The sequence below is a fragment of the Enterobacter sp. DVT3837 genome (assembly GCF_056238685.1).
Genome location: NZ_JBWDLA010000002.1, coordinates 500805 through 517750, shown reverse-complemented (window position 1 = coordinate 517750; position 16946 = coordinate 500805). Strand labels below are relative to the sequence as shown.

Below are 16946 nucleotides of genomic sequence, written 5' to 3'. Positions count from 1 at the left end.
TGTCTGAAGAACACGGTGAAAATTATTTTCTGTTGTCGTGCTGAATCGCCGTCAGCGAGCCTACAGACAGCGCTTCTTTATAATGCTTACGGCAGACCGAAACATAGCGTTCATTTCCGCCTATCACCACCTGCTCACCATCTGCATAAGGCTTTCCGGCCTGGTCGAGACGAAGCACCATACTGGCTTTCCTGCCGCAAAAGCAGATAGTTTTGAGTTCGACGAGTTTATCTGACCAGGCAAGCAAATACTGGCTCCCTGCGAATAGCTCGCCACGGAAGTCTGTACGCAGCCCATAGCAAAGAACAGGGATATCGAGCTCATCTACCACCTCTGAAAGCGCATGAACCTGCTCACGCGTCAGAAACTGGCTCTCATCAACCAGAACACAATGAATAGGCTGCGTGGCATGCGCTGCGCGAATGTCCTCCAGCAGGTCAGTTTGCGGGTTAAACAGCCTGGCCGGAGACGAAAGGCCTATTCTGGAACTCACCTTCCCTGCACCAAAGCGATCGTCAATTTCAGCCGTATAAACAACAGTACGCATTCCACGTTCCTGGTAATTGTACGAGGATTGAAGCAGTGCTGTGGATTTTCCGGCATTCATTGCCGAATAGTAGAAATAAAGTTGTGCCATTGGCCGTAAAACCCTAATCAATGTGTAATATTCCCGATGATTGATTGTACCATATTTTGTCTGGTCAACAGCGACTCAGCGCACAGACGATGCGGTTCAGAGCGGAGTTAAGCACCCTCAGATTACGAAAATAATCCGTTAAAACAGAGAGTAAACGTAATCAATCAGGTCTATATGTTATAAGGTCAGTCAAACATAACACTTCATTTTATAGTGGAATCAATGTTCATTAAAATTCACTATTTATTAACTATTACTGTCTTAACATCGCTCAATGGAACTAATACAAAAGGCTGATATTTATCCGCAGCAACTATAATTCCTGCGGTAAATGTCACAAAAAAAGATGCAATCGAGCAGGTTGCGCAGGCTTACGCTGATAACAAGCGAGATTCCTGGGAGATGAAATTTAAGTTAGCGTAATTAATAATAGTGGCTTTATTTAGTATTTTTTGAATTCCTTACATTCCTGGCTATTGCACAACTGAATTTATGGCTCTATTATTAGGTCAACAAACCACCCCCCCATTATAAGTTTGAGATTACTACAATGAGCGAAGCACTTAAAATTCTGAACAACATCCGTACTCTTCGTGCGCAGGCTAGAGAATGCACCCTCGAAACGCTTGAAGAAATGCTGGAAAAATTAGAAGTTGTAGTTAATGAACGTCGCGAAGAAGAAAGCGCTGCAGCAGCTGAAATCGAAGAGCGCACTCGTAAACTGCAACAATATCGTGAAATGCTGATTGCTGATGGTATCGATCCAAACGAATTGCTGAACAGCATGGCTGCAGCTAAAACCGGCACCAAAGCAAAACGCGCTGCCCGTCCTGCTAAATATAGCTACGTTGATGAGAATGGCGAAACTAAAACCTGGACTGGCCAGGGTCGTACTCCTGCTGTTATCAAGAAAGCCATGGATGAGCAAGGTAAACAGCTGGATGACTTCCTGATCAAGGATTAATCAAGCCACATTCCATAAAATCCCGCGTAATGCGGGATTTTTTTTAACCACAATTTTATCACCAACATCCCCTTACACTCTGTCATAGAATCTTATTCGGCTATTGCCATCTCTTACATTCAAGCGGGATAACGAGTGTTATGGGCATAAAAAAACCGGTGGGCAACGCCTCACCGGTCTCAAACATTTGCTGCCTTGGTTATTTCTTAATACCCACGCTCTCTTTGAGCCAGGTTTTAAATTCTTCACCCAGGGTATTGTGGCGAATGCCATATTCAACAAATGCCTGCATATAACCGAGCTTATTACCGCAGTCATGGCTCTTACCTTTCATATGGTAAGCCTCAACGGTCTCTTTCTCGATCAGCATATCAATAGCATCGGTCAGTTGGATCTCATCACCCGCTCCTGGAGGCGTTTTAGCAAGCAGAGGCCAGATTTCCGCACTCAGGACATAGCGACCCACCACTGCCAGGTTAGAAGGCGCCGCGTCGGCTTTTGGCTTCTCTACAACGCCAACCATTGGCACGCTTTCGCCAGGCTCAAGGTTAACGCCTTTGCAGTCAACCACACCGTAAGCGGTTACGTCTTCAACTGGCTCAACCATAATCTGGCTGCTACCTGTTTCATCAAAACGCTTGATCATCTCAGCCAAATTATCCTGAGAAAGATCTGATTCGTATTCATCCAGAATAACGTCAGGCAGTATTACCGCCACTGGCTCATCACCGACAACAGGGTGGGCACACATAACCGCATGACCCAGGCCTTTAGCCAGCCCCTGACGAACCTGCATAATAGTCACGTGCGGAGGGCAAATAGACTGCACTTCCTGTAACAACTGACGCTTAACACGCTTTTCCAGCATGGCTTCAAGTTCAAAACTTGTATCGAAATGGTTTTCGATAGAGTTTTTTGATGAATGCGTAACCAGCACAATTTCAGTGATGCCGGCTGCGATACACTCATTAACGACGTACTGGATTAATGGCTTATCAACCAGAGGCAGCATCTCTTTAGGAATCGCCTTAGTTGCTGGTAACATCCTGGTCCCCAATCCCGCTACCGGGATAACGGCCTTTCTGACTTTCGAATTTAGGGCAGCCATTCAAATTCTCCTGAGCTGTTCAAGTTTTGAACTTTTATGCAATAAATAACGCGTTGAGTATATCAGCCTCGCCCCACAGTTCGGGTCTGAAAAGAACGCGTTGCCGATCAATTAGGATAAATACGCATGAATCTGGGCAGGGATAGTAGCACTCCCCACAAAACACAGGTAAAGCAATCTTAAAATTACGATCCAATTGCTTATTCCGTGGACAACATTAATCGTAACCGTCCCCCGGCACCCCAAATTTGGCACTGCCAGGAGGAGCAACGATGGCTAATTTGATTAAGATACGCTGTTCCCAGTGTCCCAAGCGGCACACCGTTGCTTACCTGAATATGATGTTCACCCGTATTCAGTGAGGCGTTGAGGCCCGCTGAAACGAGGATCAGATTCTTTAAACCACTATGGTAATAACCGACCAATAGCGGAAACTGTCCAGGCAAATTGGCCTGACGAAAAAGTTGGTTCACTTGTTTTAGTAAACTGCCCAGTTCCGGAAGCCGTTGCCCCTGATGCGATAGCTGCTCTTGCAAGAGACCATTAAATAGCGCACGAAGTAATAACGCCGCTAATACACCATTATCCCCTGCCCGAGTAACATCCAGGGAATAAAAAGCCAGGTCTGAATCAGACAGCGGTGCAATATCCAACACCAGCCCAGGTTGGTCCGCCGCAACCAGCTGGCGATAGTTTATCCGACAATGTGAAATAGTTTGCTGTACGGGCGGCTGAAGTTCCTGTAACAGTTTAGCCGCGGCAGGTGGATTACTTACCAGGGCATCCCAGTCCTGAAACAGACGTTCCTCTTCCTCTACCCGGGAATTAAACATGTTCGGATAAAGACAAGCTAACACCGTCTCTCGTAACCGGTTCAGGTCTTTGACAGGTTTAAGCAGGATATCCTGAACCCCAATTCGCAGCGCTTTGGCAATATCTGCCATATTCTCTGTGGCAGATATCACCAGAATCGGTGTCTGATTGCCTTCGTTACGCAGATGTTCAACCAGCTTCAGTCCGTTCATACGCGGCATCGCAATGTCACAAATCATCAGGTCCGGGGTGATGCTGACCATTTTTTCCAGTGCGTCTATGCCATCTTCAGCCAGCGAAGTGATTGCTCCCATTGAGGATAACCACGAATCCAGTAGCGATCGGAAAACGGCCTCGTCTTCAACAATCAAAATGTGTTTTCCGGCCAATGGCTGCGTCATGGTTCCTCCCCTGGCTGACAGTAATTAAATAGTGGCATGCTATCAGCACTACCGCCTGTCAGATTTTGCTGAAGTAATCAAAAAAAGGTGCTTAACGTGCTGTTCGCACAAAAGGCAACAGCTCATCCATTTTCTTTTCGACGGCTATCGAGCCCGCTGCGATGGCGGCCTCAGCTCGATGGAAATCAAGGGTAGATATTTGCGGACAGTACGGTTGAATCAGAATATCTGGAGGGTCGCCAGCCATGCGGTTTCGCTTAAGGCGATTCTCAAGAACCTGGATAGAGGTAGTCATAATTTCAATGGCCGTCGGCGCAGTCACAGAGCGTCGTGCGGCCATACGCCCGATTCGTCCACGCAAACGTTCATGCCAGGCCAGTTTCTCGCCTTCGGCATCTTCGCTCTGGAGATTCACCGGCATGAGATCTTGTTGCATCAGGTGGGCGTCATGCTGCAAATCCACGGCAATGACGATGTCGGCCCCCATCGCGCGCGTCAGGGAGATAGGGACCGGGTTAACAACGCCACCATCGACAAGCCAGTAACCGTTATGCGGAACAGGAGCCATTAGTCCCGGCATACTGCAGGAGGCACGAACGGCAAGATGAATATCACCTTCAGTAAGCCAAAGCTCGCGTCCCGTGCTGAGGTTCGTCGCAACAGCACCGAAAGGCATCTGACAGTCAGTGAAGTCTTCAAGAGGCATAACCTGGCGGAACTGGTTAAAAACGCGTTCGCCGCGCAACAGCCCACCACGCTGCCATGAGAGGTCCATCAGGCGCAGCACGTCCCAGTAGCTAAAGGAACGTACCCAGGTTTCAAGTTCCGGAAGCTTTCCGCACGCGTAAGCGGAGCCGACAAGCGATCCTATTGAACACCCTGCAACAATATCAACCTCAACACCCATCTGGTTTAAGGCATTAATCACGCCGATGTGTGACCATCCCCGGGCTGCACCTGAGCCCAGCGCCAGTCCAATTTTAACCTTTCTCATTAGCCCTGTTTTACGTCCCCTGGATTCCTGACATGACATCAACGCAACTGCTCAGTTAACATAGTGCTACCCGAAGCGTTTTACGCCCTTATTTTTTGTTCCAGGAAGAGAATCGTGTCTCAACTCTGCCCTTGTGGTAGCGCTCTGGAGTATAGCCTATGTTGCCAGCGATATCTTTCTGGCGATCAGGTTGCACCAGACCCGTCACACCTCATGCGTTCACGGTACACTGCTTTTGTGATCAAAGACGCAGACTATCTGATCAAAACCTGGCACCCGTCTTGCCATGCCGCCGATTTTCGCCAGGACATTGAAGCTGGCTTCGCCAACACGCAGTGGCTTGGACTGACCGTTATTGAAGCATCGGCCGGAAACGACGACAAGGAAGGCTACGTCAGCTTTGTTGCCCGCTTTATCGAGCGCGATAAAACGGCGGCCATTATCGAGCGTTCCCGGTTCTTAAAGGAAAGCGGGCAATGGTATTATATTGACGGAACGCGCCCACAGTTTGGTCGTAACGATCCCTGCCCATGCGGTTCAGGTAAAAAATTTAAAAAGTGTTGCGGGCAGTAATGCCTGACAACCCAGACTTCGCAAATACACAAACAGGATTTCCCGGCGATGCAATCACTACAACGTAAAGTTCTGCGCACCATCTGTCCCGATCAAAAAGGACTGATCGCACGAATTACCAACATTTGTTACAAACATGAACTGAATATCGTGCAGAACAACGAGTTCGTTGACCACCGTACCGGTCGTTTCTTCATGCGTACCGAACTGGAAGGTATTTTCAACGACACGACCCTGCTTGCCGATCTGGATAGCGCGCTGCCGGAAGGTTCCGTTCGCGAACTGACTCCCGCTGGCCGCCGCCGCGTCGTGATTCTGGTGACCAAAGAAGCACACTGTCTTGGCGATCTGTTGATGAAAGCAAACTACGGTGGCCTGGATGTCGAAATTGCTGCCGTGATCGGCAATCACGAGACGCTGCGCACGCTTGTTGAGCGTTTTGATATTCCGTTCGAACTGGTGAGCCACGAAGGTCATACGCGTGAAGAGCACGACGACCTGATGGCGCAGGCCATTGAAGCGCATAATCCCGACTACGTCGTACTGGCGAAATACATGCGCGTGCTGACGCCATCCTTCGTGGCGCGTTTCCCAAACAAGATTATCAACATTCACCACTCGTTCCTGCCAGCCTTTATTGGCGCACGACCTTATCATCAGGCGTACGAGCGTGGCGTGAAGATTATCGGTGCGACTGCGCACTACGTGAATGACAATCTGGATGAAGGTCCAATTATCATGCAGGACGTGATTCACGTGGATCACACCTATACCGCAGAGGACATGATGCGCGCGGGACGTGACGTTGAGAAGAACGTCTTAAGCCGTGCGTTGTATCAGGTGCTTGCCCAGCGCGTCTTCGTCTACGGTAACAGAACTATCATTCTTTAATCTTTCGGAAAATGAATTGATTAGCTTTGCACCTTTACGGATAAAAAGCAGCCAAACAACTTCATTTCCCTAAAGGAATGCTTTACAGGGGCGTCTCATTTGATATGATGCGCCCCGCTTCCGACAGGAAGCAGGCCAGTAAAAAGCATTACCCCGTGGTGGGGTTCCCGAGCGGCCAAAGGGAGCAGACTGTAAATCTGCCGTCATCGACTTCGAAGGTTCGAATCCTTCCCCCACCACCATCTCTCAGCAGTACCTCAAAATTTGAATTACCCCTGGTGGGGTTCCCGAGCGGCCAAAGGGAGCAGACTGTAAATCTGCCGTCATCGACTTCGAAGGTTCGAATCCTTCCCCCACCACCATCACTTTCAAATGACTCCAAATCTTCTGTTCGCACCCAGTATCATGTATTTCCGTAACGGGGAAGGATGAGAAGCTTCGACTAAGGTTCGATTCGAGCGCAGCGAGAAAGCGTTGCCGCAGGCAACGACCCGAAGGGCGAGGCGCAACGCGCCGAGTAATCCTTCCCCCACCACCATCATTTCCCAAAATCATAACAAAACCGAATCGACCACCTGGCGACAAACGACTACATCGGCGGCAAGCGTCTCTTCACCGGCGAACTCTTCACAATCGACGTATTGCACTGGGCATGTTCTGCCAAACCGTCCAGCAACCCATCAAGCTGCTCGATTGAACGCACCACCAGCCTAATCACAAAGCAATCTTCCCCGGTGACTTTGTCGCTCTCAATACACTCCGGCATCGCCTGAATGTATTTATCCACCTTATGCAATAACCCCGGTAAAGGCCGCACACGCACCAGCGCCTGCAGCGTATACCCCAGCGCCGCCAGATTAACTCGTGCGCCATACCCCTGAATCACACCACGCTCTTCCAGCCTTTTCAGCCGCTCTGCCGTGCTGGGTGAGGTCAGACCGATGCGTCCGCTGAGCACCTTCAAAGACATACGCGCATCCTCGACCAGACAGGCCAAAATTTGTCGGTCGATATCATCGAGAAGGAATTCCATCATTTTCACCTAATTTTAAAAAGCCATCACTGCATTTCACCTTATCTCATCCCTGTAAAACCCGACAGCGATTCTCGACAATAGCGTCATACAATCAGGAGGTGGATGATGCGTGATTTACATAAAGGCGTCTGGCAAATGATCCTGGCGATGTTAATTTCCGGCTCGATTGGCGCGTTTGTTTTACTTTCCGGTCTGCCAGTAACGGAAGTTGTGTTCTGGCGCTGCCTTATCGGAGCCATCGCACTGTTTATTTTTGTTCGGATGAGTCAAAAGCCGTTCAGTCCCCTCACCCGTACAACACTGTTACTGGCCATTCTCGGTGGTGTGGCACTCGTGGTGAACTGGCTCCTGCTCTTCGCTGCCTATGAACGAATCTCTATTGGTCTTTCTACTGTGGTGTATAACACCCAGCCGTTTATGCTGGTGCTGATGGGGATGTTTTTAGGTGAACGAGTCAGCCTGGTGAAATGGGGTTGGCTGTTCCTCGCCTTTGGCGGTGTGGTGATATTGCTTTCCAGTGAGCTGACCGGAGCGCATAGTGCCAACTGGCTGACGGGTATCGGTCTGGCAATGGCGGCAGCCTTCTTCTACGCAGTGACCGCCATTATCGCTCGTAAGCTACGATCCATTGCGCCGCAGCATATTGCCTTTATTCAGGTGCTGACCGGCGTGGTAATGCTTCTGCCTTTTGCCCACATGCTCTCATTATCAGGGGATTTTCCGTGGTCAATTTTGTTGACGCTGGGCATCGTCCATACCGGCATTATGTATCAGTTACTCTATAGCGCGATCCAGAAGCTGCCTACACCCATTACCGGCTCGTTGTCGTTTATCTATCCGGTGGTAGCGATTATTGTCGATAATCTGGTATTCGGACACTCGCTGAACCTGACGCAGCTGGCGGGCGGCGCACTGATATTGTTTGCTGCGGCTGGCAATAACCTGGGCTGGGGCGAAAAAAAACCCCGCGAGTGCGGGGTTGGGATCAAAACAGCAAATTAGCGACGGGCGCGTACAATCTGGTATTTGCGCGTCAGATACTCTACCGGCGCGCTCCAGATATGTACCAGTCGGGAGAACGGGAACAGCACAAACAGCGTCATCCCCAGCACCAGGTGCAGGCGGAAGATAAACGCCACACCGTCCAGATGCGACGACGCACCACCGTGGAAAGTCACCACAGATTGTGCCCAGCCGACCAGCTTCATCATTTCGCTGCCGTCCATATGCTGTGCTGAGAACGGAATGGTCAGCAGGCCCAGCGCGCACTGCACCATCAGCAGGGAAAGGATGAGGATGTCCGCTGCGGTAGTGGTCGCACGCACACGCGGGCTGAACAGACGGCGTTTCAACAGCAGTAAACCACCCACCAGCGTCATCACGCCGCAAGCGCCCCCTGCGATCATCGCCATCTTCTGCTTCACCTCAATGGGCAGCCACGCTTCATACATCCAGTGCGGCGTCAGCATCCCGAGGAAGTGACCGGCAAAAATCCCCAGAATACCGATGTGGAACAGGTTAGAACCCACATGCATCCCTTTCCGATCCAGCATCTGGCTGGAGGCAGCGCGCCAGGTGTACTGACCGTAGTCATAACGCAACCAGCTTCCCACCAGGAACACGGTGCCCGCGATATACGGGTAGATGTCAAAGAAGAACATATTCAGGAAGTGCATTATTGCCGTCCTCCGTTAGAGATATTCAAATATTGCGGGGCCACAGCGCCGGCAAAACGGCGCTGGTGAGCCGAGATTTCAGACTCGCCGCAGCTCTGGTCAGCAAAGAATTTCACCTGTTCTTCTTCCCAGACGGCATCCAGCGCCTGCGGCGTATCGTCGCGGGCTTCATCGGCGATTTTCTCCGCCACTTTTTCACTGTCGACAGATGCGTTAGCCAGTTTCACCAGCAACTCGAACAGTACCGCATAGCGGCTCTCGCGCTGCTGAAGACGCGCGCTGAGCAACGCCAGGATCGGCGCGATGTCCTGGAGACCACCGAGGGCCTCTTCTTTCGGCAACTGCGCCAGATACTCCAGATACAGCGGCAGATGGTCAGGCAGCTCGCGGCTGTCGAGTTGCAGGCCGTGCTGCTCATACTGCGCCATCAGGTCAACCATCGCCTGACCACGGTCACGGGATTCACCGTGAACATGTTCAAACAGCAGTAAAGAGGTTGCGCGACCCCGGTCAAACAGTTGGCTGTAATCCGCCTGCGCATCCAGAAGATCACGCGTTAACAGGTCCCGGAAGAAAATGCCCAATGTCTGGGCATCCTCTTTATCCAGGTTTTCAGATGCTGCGAGTGCATCGAAAAGTTCCTGTTGATGCTGCACAAGCGCAGCATCCGGGTACTCGAGCAAACGAGAAACGATAACAAGTTCAATCATGGGTGCGGCTCCGTTTTACTGGTCACATCCATGGCGTCGATGCGGCGGCTGTTGAACAGGTTGAATTTGCTGTCTGACCCGTGGCAACCGTCGCCAAAGGTAAAGCCGCAGCCGTTTTTCTCCGGGAAGGCTTCACGAGCCAGTTCACGGTGGCTGCTCGGTACTACGAAACGGTCTTCGTAGTTGGCAATGGCCAGATAGCGGTACATCTCCTGCGCCTGCGCTTCACTCAGACCGACCTCTTCCAGCGCACGGGTATCAATAACACCGTCTACCGTTTCCGCACGTTTGAAGTGGCGCATTGCCAGCATCCGCTTGAGTGCCAGCAGTATTGGCTGCGTATCACCGGCAGTCAGCAGGTTCGCCAGGTACTGAACCGGAATACGCAGGCTTTCCACGTCCGGCAGAATGCCGTTGCTGCCCAGTTCGCCCGCATCTGCAGCTGACTGAATCGGCGACAGAGGCGGCACGTACCAGACCATCGGCAGAGTGCGGTATTCCGGATGCAGCGGCAGCGCCAGCTTCCAGTCCATTGCCATTTTGTACACAGGAGACTGCTGTGCGGCGTCGATCACGCTCTGCGGTACGCCATCTTTCAGCGCCTGTTCAATCACTTTTGGATCGTTAGGATCGAGGAACACGTCCAGCTGACGCTGATACAGATCTTTCTCGTGCTCGGTGCTGGCGGCGTTTTCAATCGCGTCCGCGTCATACAGCAGCACGCCGAGGTAGCGAATACGACCTACACAGCTTTCAGAGCAAACGGTCGGCATCCCCGCTTCAATACGTGGATAACAGAAGATGCACTTCTCGGATTTCCCGCTCTTCCAGTTGAAGTAGATTTTTTTGTACGGGCAGCCGGTGATGCACATACGCCAGCCGCGACATTTATCCTGGTCGATCAGCACGATGCCGTCTTCTTCACGCTTGTAGATGGCGCCGCTCGGGCAGGTCGCCACGCACGCCGGGTTGAGGCAGTGCTCGCACAGGCGCGGCAGATACATCATGAAGGTATTTTCGAACTGGCCGTACATCGCCTTCTGCATGTTCTCGAAGTTCTGGTCTTTGGCGCGTTTCTCGAACTCGCCGCCCAGAATCTCTTCCCAGTTTGGACCGCTGGTGATCTTGTCCATGCGCTGGCCGGTAATCAGCGAGCGAGGACGGGCGATCGGCTGGTGTTTGCCTTCCGGCGCGTTGTGCAGATTCTGGTAGTCGTAGTCAAACGGCTCGTAGTAATCATCGATGCCCGGCAGATGCGGGTTAGCGAAGATTTTTCCCAGAAGCCAAGCGCGGTTACCCATGCGCGGCTGCAGCTTGCCGTTGATTTTACGGATCCAGCCGCCCTTCCACTTCTCCTGGTTTTCCCAGTCGGTCGGGAAGCCGGTGCCCGGCTTGCTTTCCACGTTGTTGAACCAGGCGTATTCCATACCTTCACGGCTGGTCCAGACGTTTTTACAGGTGACCGAGCAGGTATGGCAGCCGATGCATTTATCCAGATTCAGCACCATGCCGACTTGTGAACGAATTTTCATTTTACGCTCTCCTGTACCTGGTCATTACCTTCGCCGTCTAACCAGTTAATATTCTTCATCTTACGTACCACCACGAACTCATCGCGGTTCGATCCTACGGTGCCGTAGTAGTTAAAGCCGTAGGCCAGCTGAGCATAGCCACCGATCATATGGGTCGGCTTCGGCGTAATGCGGGTCACGGAGTTGTGGATCCCGCCGCGCTGCTCGGTAATTTCTGACCCCGGCAGATTAACGATACGTTCCTGCGCGTGGTACATCATGGTCATCCCGGCCGGTACGCGCTGGCTCACCACCGCACGCGCCGTCAGGGCACCGTTGCTGTTGAACACTTCGATCCAGTCGTTATCTTCAATACCCAGATCTTTGGCATCCGTTTCGCTCATCCAGACAATCGGACCGCCGCGCGACAGGGTCAGCATCAGCAGGTTGTCGCTGTAGGTGGAGTGAATACCCCACTTCTGGTGCGGCGTCAGGAAGTTCAGCGCCTTCTCAGGGTTACCGTTCGATTTCGCGCCCATCACGGCTTTCACGGAGCGGGTGTCGATTGGCGGACGGTACACCAGCAGGCTTTCACCGAAGTCGCGCATCCACTGGTGATCCTGATACAGCGACTGGCGGCCTGACAGGGTGCGCCATGGGATCAGCTCGTGAACGTTGGTGTAGCCCGCGTTATAGGACACATGCTCATCTTCCAGGCCTGACCAGGTCGGGCTGGAGATAATCTTGCGCGGCTGGGCCTGAATATCGCGGAAGCGGATTTTCTCTTCCTCTTTATTCGTCGCCAGGTGTGTATGGTCGCGACCGGTGAACTCGCTCAGGGCCGCCCAGGCCTTCACCGCCACGTGGCCGTTGGTTTCCGGTGCCAGAGTCAGGATCATCTCTGCGGCATCAATCGCCGTGTTCAGCATTGGCTGGCCTTTGGCCGGGCCGTCCGCTTTGGTGTAGTTAAGCTTGCGCAGCAGATCCATTTCGCTCTGGGTATTCCAGGCGATCCCTTTCCCGCCGTTACCAATTTTCTCCATCAGCGGGCCGATAGAGGTAAAGCGCTCCCAGGTTGCCGGGTAGTCGCGTTCAACCGCAATAATGTGTGGTGCGGTGACACCCGGGATCAGGTCACATTCACCCTTTTTCCAGTCCTTCACGTCCAGCGGTTGCGCCAGTTCGGCGGCGGAGTCGTGCTGGATTGGCAGCGTCACCACGTCGGTTTCTTTACCCAGATGCCCGACGCAGACTTCAGAGAATGTCTTCGCGATGTCTTTGTAGATATCCCAGTCGCTTTTCGATTCCCACGCAGGGTCAACGGCCGCAGACAGCGGATGAATAAACGGATGCATATCCGAGGTATTCATGTCGTCTTTTTCATACCAGGTCGCGGTTGGCAGCACAATGTCGGAGTACAGGCAGGTGCTGGACAGACGGAAGTCCAGGGTCACCACCAGATCCAGCTTGCCGTCCAGGCCGTTATCTTTCCATTCCACTTCTTCTGGCTTCACGCCGCCCTGCTTGCCCAGATCTTTCCCCTGAATACCGTTCTCGGTGCCCAGCAGATATTTCAGCATGTACTCGTGCCCTTTACCGGACGAGCCCAGCAGGTTGGAGCGCCAGATGAACAGGTTACGCGGATGGTTTTTACCGTTCTCCGGCTGTTCTGCCGCGAAACGAATGGAACCGTCTTTGAGAGACTTAACGGTGTAACCCACCGGCGACATGCCCGCTTTCTTCGCCTCTTCTGCAATGCGCAGTGGGTTGGTGCCCAGTTGAGGTGCCGATGGCAGCCAGCCCATGCGCTCTGCGCGCACGTTGAAATCGATCAGGTGGCCGCTGTAACGGGATTTATCCGCCATTGGCGAGAGCAGTTCTTGCGCGGTTACGGTCTCGTAACGCCACTGGCTGGAGTGATTATAGAAGTAGGATGTGCTGTTCATGTGACGTGCCGGACGTTGCCAGTCGAGGGCAAACGCCAGCGGCTGCCAGCCGGTCTGCGGACGCAGTTTTTCCTGGCCCACGTAGTGCGCCCAGCCACCGCCGCTCTGACCGACACAGCCGCAGAAGATCAGCATATTGATCAGGCCACGATAGTTCATATCGAGGTGATACCAGTGGTTCAGACCGGCACCGACGATGATCATGGAGCGACCGTGAGTCTTGTCGGCGTTTTCTGCGAATTCACGAGCGATACGGGTGATTTGTGCCCGAGGAACGCCAGTGATCTGCTCCGCCCACGCAGGGGTGTAGGCTTTCACCTCGTCGTAGTGAGTTGCGCAGTTTTCGTCGCCCAGACCACGTTCCAGACCATAGTTCGCCATGGTCAGGTCATAAACGGTGGTGACCAGCGCCGTGGAGCCGTCAGCCAGCTGCAGGCGTTTTACCGGCAGCTTATGCATCAGAACGTTCTGCAGCTCGACCTTGTTGAAGTGCTCGGAACCTTCACCACCGAAATACGGGAAGCCCACATCGGCGATCTCGTCCTGACTGCCCAGCATGCTCAGGCGCAGTTCCGTCTCTTCACCGGTCGTGCCGTTGCGTTGCTCAAGATTCCACTTACCCTTCTCGCCCCAGCGGAAACCGATAGAGCCGTTTGGCGCCACCAGCTCGCCGTTGCTGGTGTACGCAACGGTTTTCCACTCAGGGTTATTTTCCTGGCCCAGCGCGTCCACCAGATCGGCAGCACGCAGCGTACGGCCTGCAGCGTAGTAGCCATCACGCTCTTCCAGCATGACCAGCATTGGCATGTCAGTGTAACGACGCACGTAGTCGGTGAAGTACTGGCTAGGCTTATCCAGGTGGAATTCACGCAGCATGACGTGGCCCATCGCCATCGCCATCGCGGCATCGGTACCCTGCTTCGGTGCCAGCCACAGATCGCAGAGCTTGGCGATTTCCGCGTAGTCAGGGGTCACCGCTACGGTTTTGGTACCTTTGTAACGCACTTCGGTAAAGAAGTGCGCATCCGGCGTACGGGTCTGAGGCACGTTAGAGCCCCAGGCGATGATGTAGCTGGAGTTGTACCAGTCGGCGGATTCCGGCACGTCGGTCTGCTCGCCCCAGGTCTGCGGAGATGCAGGCGGCAGGTCGCAGTACCAGTCGTAGAAGCTCAGGCAGGTACCGCCGATAAGTGACAGATAGCGAGCCCCGGAGGCGTAAGAGACCATCGACATCGCCGGGATGGGTGAGAAGCCCGCTACACGATCCGGACCGTAGGTCTTAACGGTGTAGACGTTAGAGGCAGCAATCAGCTCGTTCACCTCTTTCCAGGAAGAACGCACAAAGCCACCGCGGCCGCGAGCCTGCTTAAAACTTTTCGCTTTGTCAGCGTCTTCGATAATCGACGCCCAGGCATCAACCGGATCGCTGTGCTGGACTTTCGCTTCACGCCACATTTTCATCAGGCGCTTGCGCATCAGCGGGTATTTCAGTCGGTTAGCACTGTAGAGATACCAGGAGTAGCTCGCCCCACGCGGGCAGCCGCGCGGCTCATGGTTTGGCATATCCGGACGAGTGCGCGGATAGTCGGTCTGCTGCATTTCCCAGGTCACCAGACCGTTCTTAACGAAAATCTTCCAGCTACATGAGCCAGTGCAGTTCACGCCGTGGGTCGAACGGACGACTTTGTCATGCTGCCAGCGCTGGCGGTAACCGTCTTCCCAGTCCCGGTTAGTCTCCAGAACCTGGCCGTGCCCATCGGCAAAGGTTTCGCCCTTCTGCTTGAAGTAGCGAAACCGGTCCAAAAATTTGCTCATCGGGTATCTCCTGTGTGGAGCCTGTGGCTCTCTAAATCGACATTGCTGATTTGCAGCGAAGGTAACGCCCTGAAAGAGGGGGAGAATTGATAACGATCAAGACGACGAGGGACTTTCAGGCGAGGTATTAGAGCGAATACCACCAAAGCGGTAGCTTTTTATTTTCCATATGGTGATGATTTATATGAATATTTTCATTTCTCCGTATAAAAAGAACAAGACGATTTAACATCCCAGGTATTAAGGGGTATAACCACCTGCAAAGCGATGGCGATCACAGTGTTACCCGCAGATTTCCTCTTCAAACCCGTCAGTATGTTGTAACTATTCACGAGCCAAAAAAAACGCGGCCCGAAGGCCGCGTAAACGGATAATCAAACTTACTTATTTTTCTTAGTATTACGGCCATATACCAGCCACGTGATCACAACGCAGGCGATATAGAAGACGAGAAAGACTTTCATTGCCCCCGCCGGAGAACCGGTCAGGTCAAGAGAGATACCGAACGCTTTCGGAATAAAGAAGCCGCCAATTGCGCCGATGGCAGAGATAAAGCCCAGCGCTGCCGCAGTGTCCGTCGCCGCTTCACGCATCGCCTGCTCTTCGGTTCCACCCTGCGCTTTTACGCGATCCATGGTCAGTTTACGGAAGATCACGGAAATCATCTGGAAAGTAGAAGCGCTGCCCAGCCCGGCAGTCAGGAACAGCACCATAAACACACCGAAGAAGGCGGTGAAGTTACCCCCCTGTCCGTCAGTTGGCAGCGTCAGGAACAGCAGCGCACAGAAGACAGCCATTACCACAAAGTTCACCAGCGTCACACGCGTCCCGCCCAGACGGTCAGACACCATGCCACCCAGCGAACGCGCCAGGGCACCAATAAATGGCCCAAAGAAGGCAAACTGTAGGATCTGAATGTCCGGGAACTGCGTTTTCGACAGCATGGCGAAGCCCGCAGAGAATCCGATAAACGAACCGAACGTTGCCAGATACAGCAGCGCCATTACCCACAGATGCCCGCGCTTCAGCACCGGCAACTGCTCGCTCAGTGACGCTTTTGACGCTGACAGATCGTTCATAAAGAACCAGGCTGCCAGAGTGAAGATCACCAGGAACGGAACCCAGATCCAGGAGGCGTTTTGCAGATACAGGGAAGATCCATCCGCTTGCTCAACGCCACCGCCGCCAAACGCTGCGAAAATGGAGACAGAGATCGCCAGCGGTGCAATCAGCTGCATCACGCTCACGCCCATGTTGCCGAGACCGCCGTTAATACCCAGCGCGCCGCCCTGTTTCGCTTTCGGGAAGAAGAAGCTGATGTTTGCCATACTGGAGGCGAAGTTCGCACCCGCAAAACCACACAGCAAGGAGATAATCACGAACACGCTAAACGGGGTAGACGTATCCTGCACCGCAAAACCGAGCCAGACACATGGTACGATCATGATACCGGTGCTGAATGCCGTCCAGCGACGGCCGCCAAACACCGGAACCATAAACGCGTAAGGCACTCGCAGCAATGCGCCGGATAAAGACGGCAGCGCGGTCAACATAAACAGCTGATCGGTTGTAAAGGTAAAACCGACTTTTGGCAGGTTTACCGCCACCGCACTAAACAACATCCAGACGCAAAACGCTAACAACAAGCACGGAACGGAAATCCACAGATTCCGGCTTGCTACACGATGGCCGCGCTGTTGCCAGAACGCCGGATCCTCTGGACGCCAGTCTGTAATAACGGCACCATTTTCCCTTTCGGGAGCGGATGAGTGACTCATAGACACCTCTGATTCTCGAATGATGCTGCAAACATTAGGGTTTTAGAGCGGCGGTAAGTTGATATAAATCAAAGGAAAAGTGGGAGGATTTGC

14 protein-coding genes, 2 tRNA genes and 1 other RNA gene are annotated in these 16946 nt (G+C 52.9%); 7 read left to right on the top strand and 10 right to left on the bottom strand.

Features of this window, described 5'->3' with window-relative positions; all coding sequences use genetic code 11:
- Positions 1-22: 22 nt before the first annotated feature.
- Entirely contained in the window at positions 23-637 is a 615-nt protein-coding gene (tdk, locus tag AC0XWG_RS17350; RefSeq protein ID WP_049006865.1) for a thymidine kinase, read from the bottom strand.
- 550 nt (positions 638-1187) lie between these two features.
- Between tdk and hns the strand changes: the two genes are divergently transcribed.
- On the top strand, positions 1188-1601 hold the full coding sequence (gene hns, locus AC0XWG_RS17345) for a histone-like nucleoid-structuring protein H-NS (protein ID WP_008502781.1): 414 nt from the start codon (positions 1188-1190) through the stop codon (positions 1599-1601).
- Between the two features lie 199 nt (positions 1602-1800).
- On the opposite strand, the gene galU is transcribed toward hns, so the two are convergent.
- The 3 genes from galU to rssA form a co-directional block, all read right to left on the bottom strand.
- Complete coding sequence (gene galU, locus AC0XWG_RS17340; RefSeq protein ID WP_108089737.1) at positions 1801-2709, bottom strand: UTP--glucose-1-phosphate uridylyltransferase GalU; 909 nt, start codon at positions 2707-2709, stop codon at positions 1801-1803.
- Positions 2710-2909: 200 nt separating this feature from the next.
- Positions 2910-3923 carry a two-component system response regulator RssB gene (gene rssB, locus AC0XWG_RS17335; RefSeq protein WP_028018768.1) on the bottom strand — a complete coding sequence of 338 codons (1014 nt, stop codon included), beginning with the start codon at positions 3921-3923 and terminating at the stop codon, positions 2910-2912.
- Between the two features lie 91 nt (positions 3924-4014).
- On the bottom strand, positions 4015-4917 hold the full coding sequence (gene rssA, locus AC0XWG_RS17330) for a patatin-like phospholipase RssA (RefSeq protein WP_108089736.1): 903 nt from the start codon (positions 4915-4917) through the stop codon (positions 4015-4017).
- 114 nt (positions 4918-5031) lie between these two features.
- Between rssA and AC0XWG_RS17325 the strand changes: the two genes are divergently transcribed.
- The 5 genes from AC0XWG_RS17325 (at position 5032) to AC0XWG_RS17305 (ending at position 6919) form a co-directional block, all read left to right on the top strand.
- Positions 5032-5490 carry a YchJ family protein gene (locus tag AC0XWG_RS17325; protein ID WP_128347578.1) on the top strand — a complete coding sequence of 153 codons (459 nt, stop codon included), beginning with the start codon at positions 5032-5034 and terminating at the stop codon, positions 5488-5490.
- A gap of 48 nt (positions 5491-5538) precedes the next feature.
- Entirely contained in the window at positions 5539-6381 is an 843-nt protein-coding gene (gene purU / locus AC0XWG_RS17320) for a formyltetrahydrofolate deformylase (protein WP_023335983.1), read from the top strand.
- 157 nt (positions 6382-6538) lie between these two features.
- Positions 6539-6623, top strand: a tRNA-Tyr gene (locus AC0XWG_RS17315).
- Between the two features lie 35 nt (positions 6624-6658).
- Positions 6659-6743 (top strand) — tRNA-Tyr (locus AC0XWG_RS17310).
- A gap of 45 nt (positions 6744-6788) precedes the next feature.
- Positions 6789-6919: non-coding RNA, RtT sRNA (locus tag AC0XWG_RS17305), on the top strand.
- 51 nt (positions 6920-6970) lie between these two features.
- On the opposite strand, the gene AC0XWG_RS17300 is transcribed toward AC0XWG_RS17305, so the two are convergent.
- Complete coding sequence (locus AC0XWG_RS17300) at positions 6971-7414, bottom strand: Lrp/AsnC family transcriptional regulator (RefSeq protein WP_028018764.1); 444 nt, start codon at positions 7412-7414, stop codon at positions 6971-6973.
- Positions 7415-7522: 108 nt separating this feature from the next.
- Between AC0XWG_RS17300 and AC0XWG_RS17295 the strand changes: the two genes are divergently transcribed.
- Positions 7523-8419: a DMT family transporter gene (locus tag AC0XWG_RS17295; protein ID WP_475681116.1), complete on the top strand. Its 897-nt coding sequence runs from the start codon at positions 7523-7525 to the stop codon at positions 8417-8419.
- On the opposite strand, the gene narI is transcribed toward AC0XWG_RS17295, so the two are convergent.
- The 5 genes from narI to AC0XWG_RS17270 all read right to left on the bottom strand — a co-directional run bounded on the left by narI (position 8416) and on the right by AC0XWG_RS17270 (position 16853).
- Positions 8416-9093, bottom strand: coding sequence for a respiratory nitrate reductase subunit gamma (gene narI / locus AC0XWG_RS17290; protein ID WP_108089734.1), 678 nt, complete (start codon positions 9091-9093; stop codon positions 8416-8418). The genes AC0XWG_RS17295 and narI overlap by 4 nt on opposite strands.
- Positions 9093-9803 carry a nitrate reductase molybdenum cofactor assembly chaperone gene (gene narJ / locus AC0XWG_RS17285; protein ID WP_028018761.1) on the bottom strand — a complete coding sequence of 237 codons (711 nt, stop codon included), beginning with the start codon at positions 9801-9803 and terminating at the stop codon, positions 9093-9095. The genes narI and narJ overlap by 1 nt, the downstream gene beginning before the upstream one ends.
- Positions 9800-11335, bottom strand: a complete 1536-nt coding sequence (gene narH / locus AC0XWG_RS17280; RefSeq protein WP_128347577.1) for a nitrate reductase subunit beta — start codon at positions 11333-11335, stop codon at positions 9800-9802. Before narH ends, narJ begins: the two co-directional genes overlap by 4 nt.
- Positions 11332-15075: a nitrate reductase subunit alpha gene (locus AC0XWG_RS17275; RefSeq protein WP_475680855.1), complete on the bottom strand. Its 3744-nt coding sequence runs from the start codon at positions 15073-15075 to the stop codon at positions 11332-11334. Before AC0XWG_RS17275 ends, narH begins: the two co-directional genes overlap by 4 nt.
- Before the next feature lie 380 nt (positions 15076-15455).
- Entirely contained in the window at positions 15456-16853 is a 1398-nt protein-coding gene (locus tag AC0XWG_RS17270) for a NarK family nitrate/nitrite MFS transporter (RefSeq protein WP_049005094.1), read from the bottom strand.
- Positions 16854-16946 lie beyond the last annotated feature (93 nt).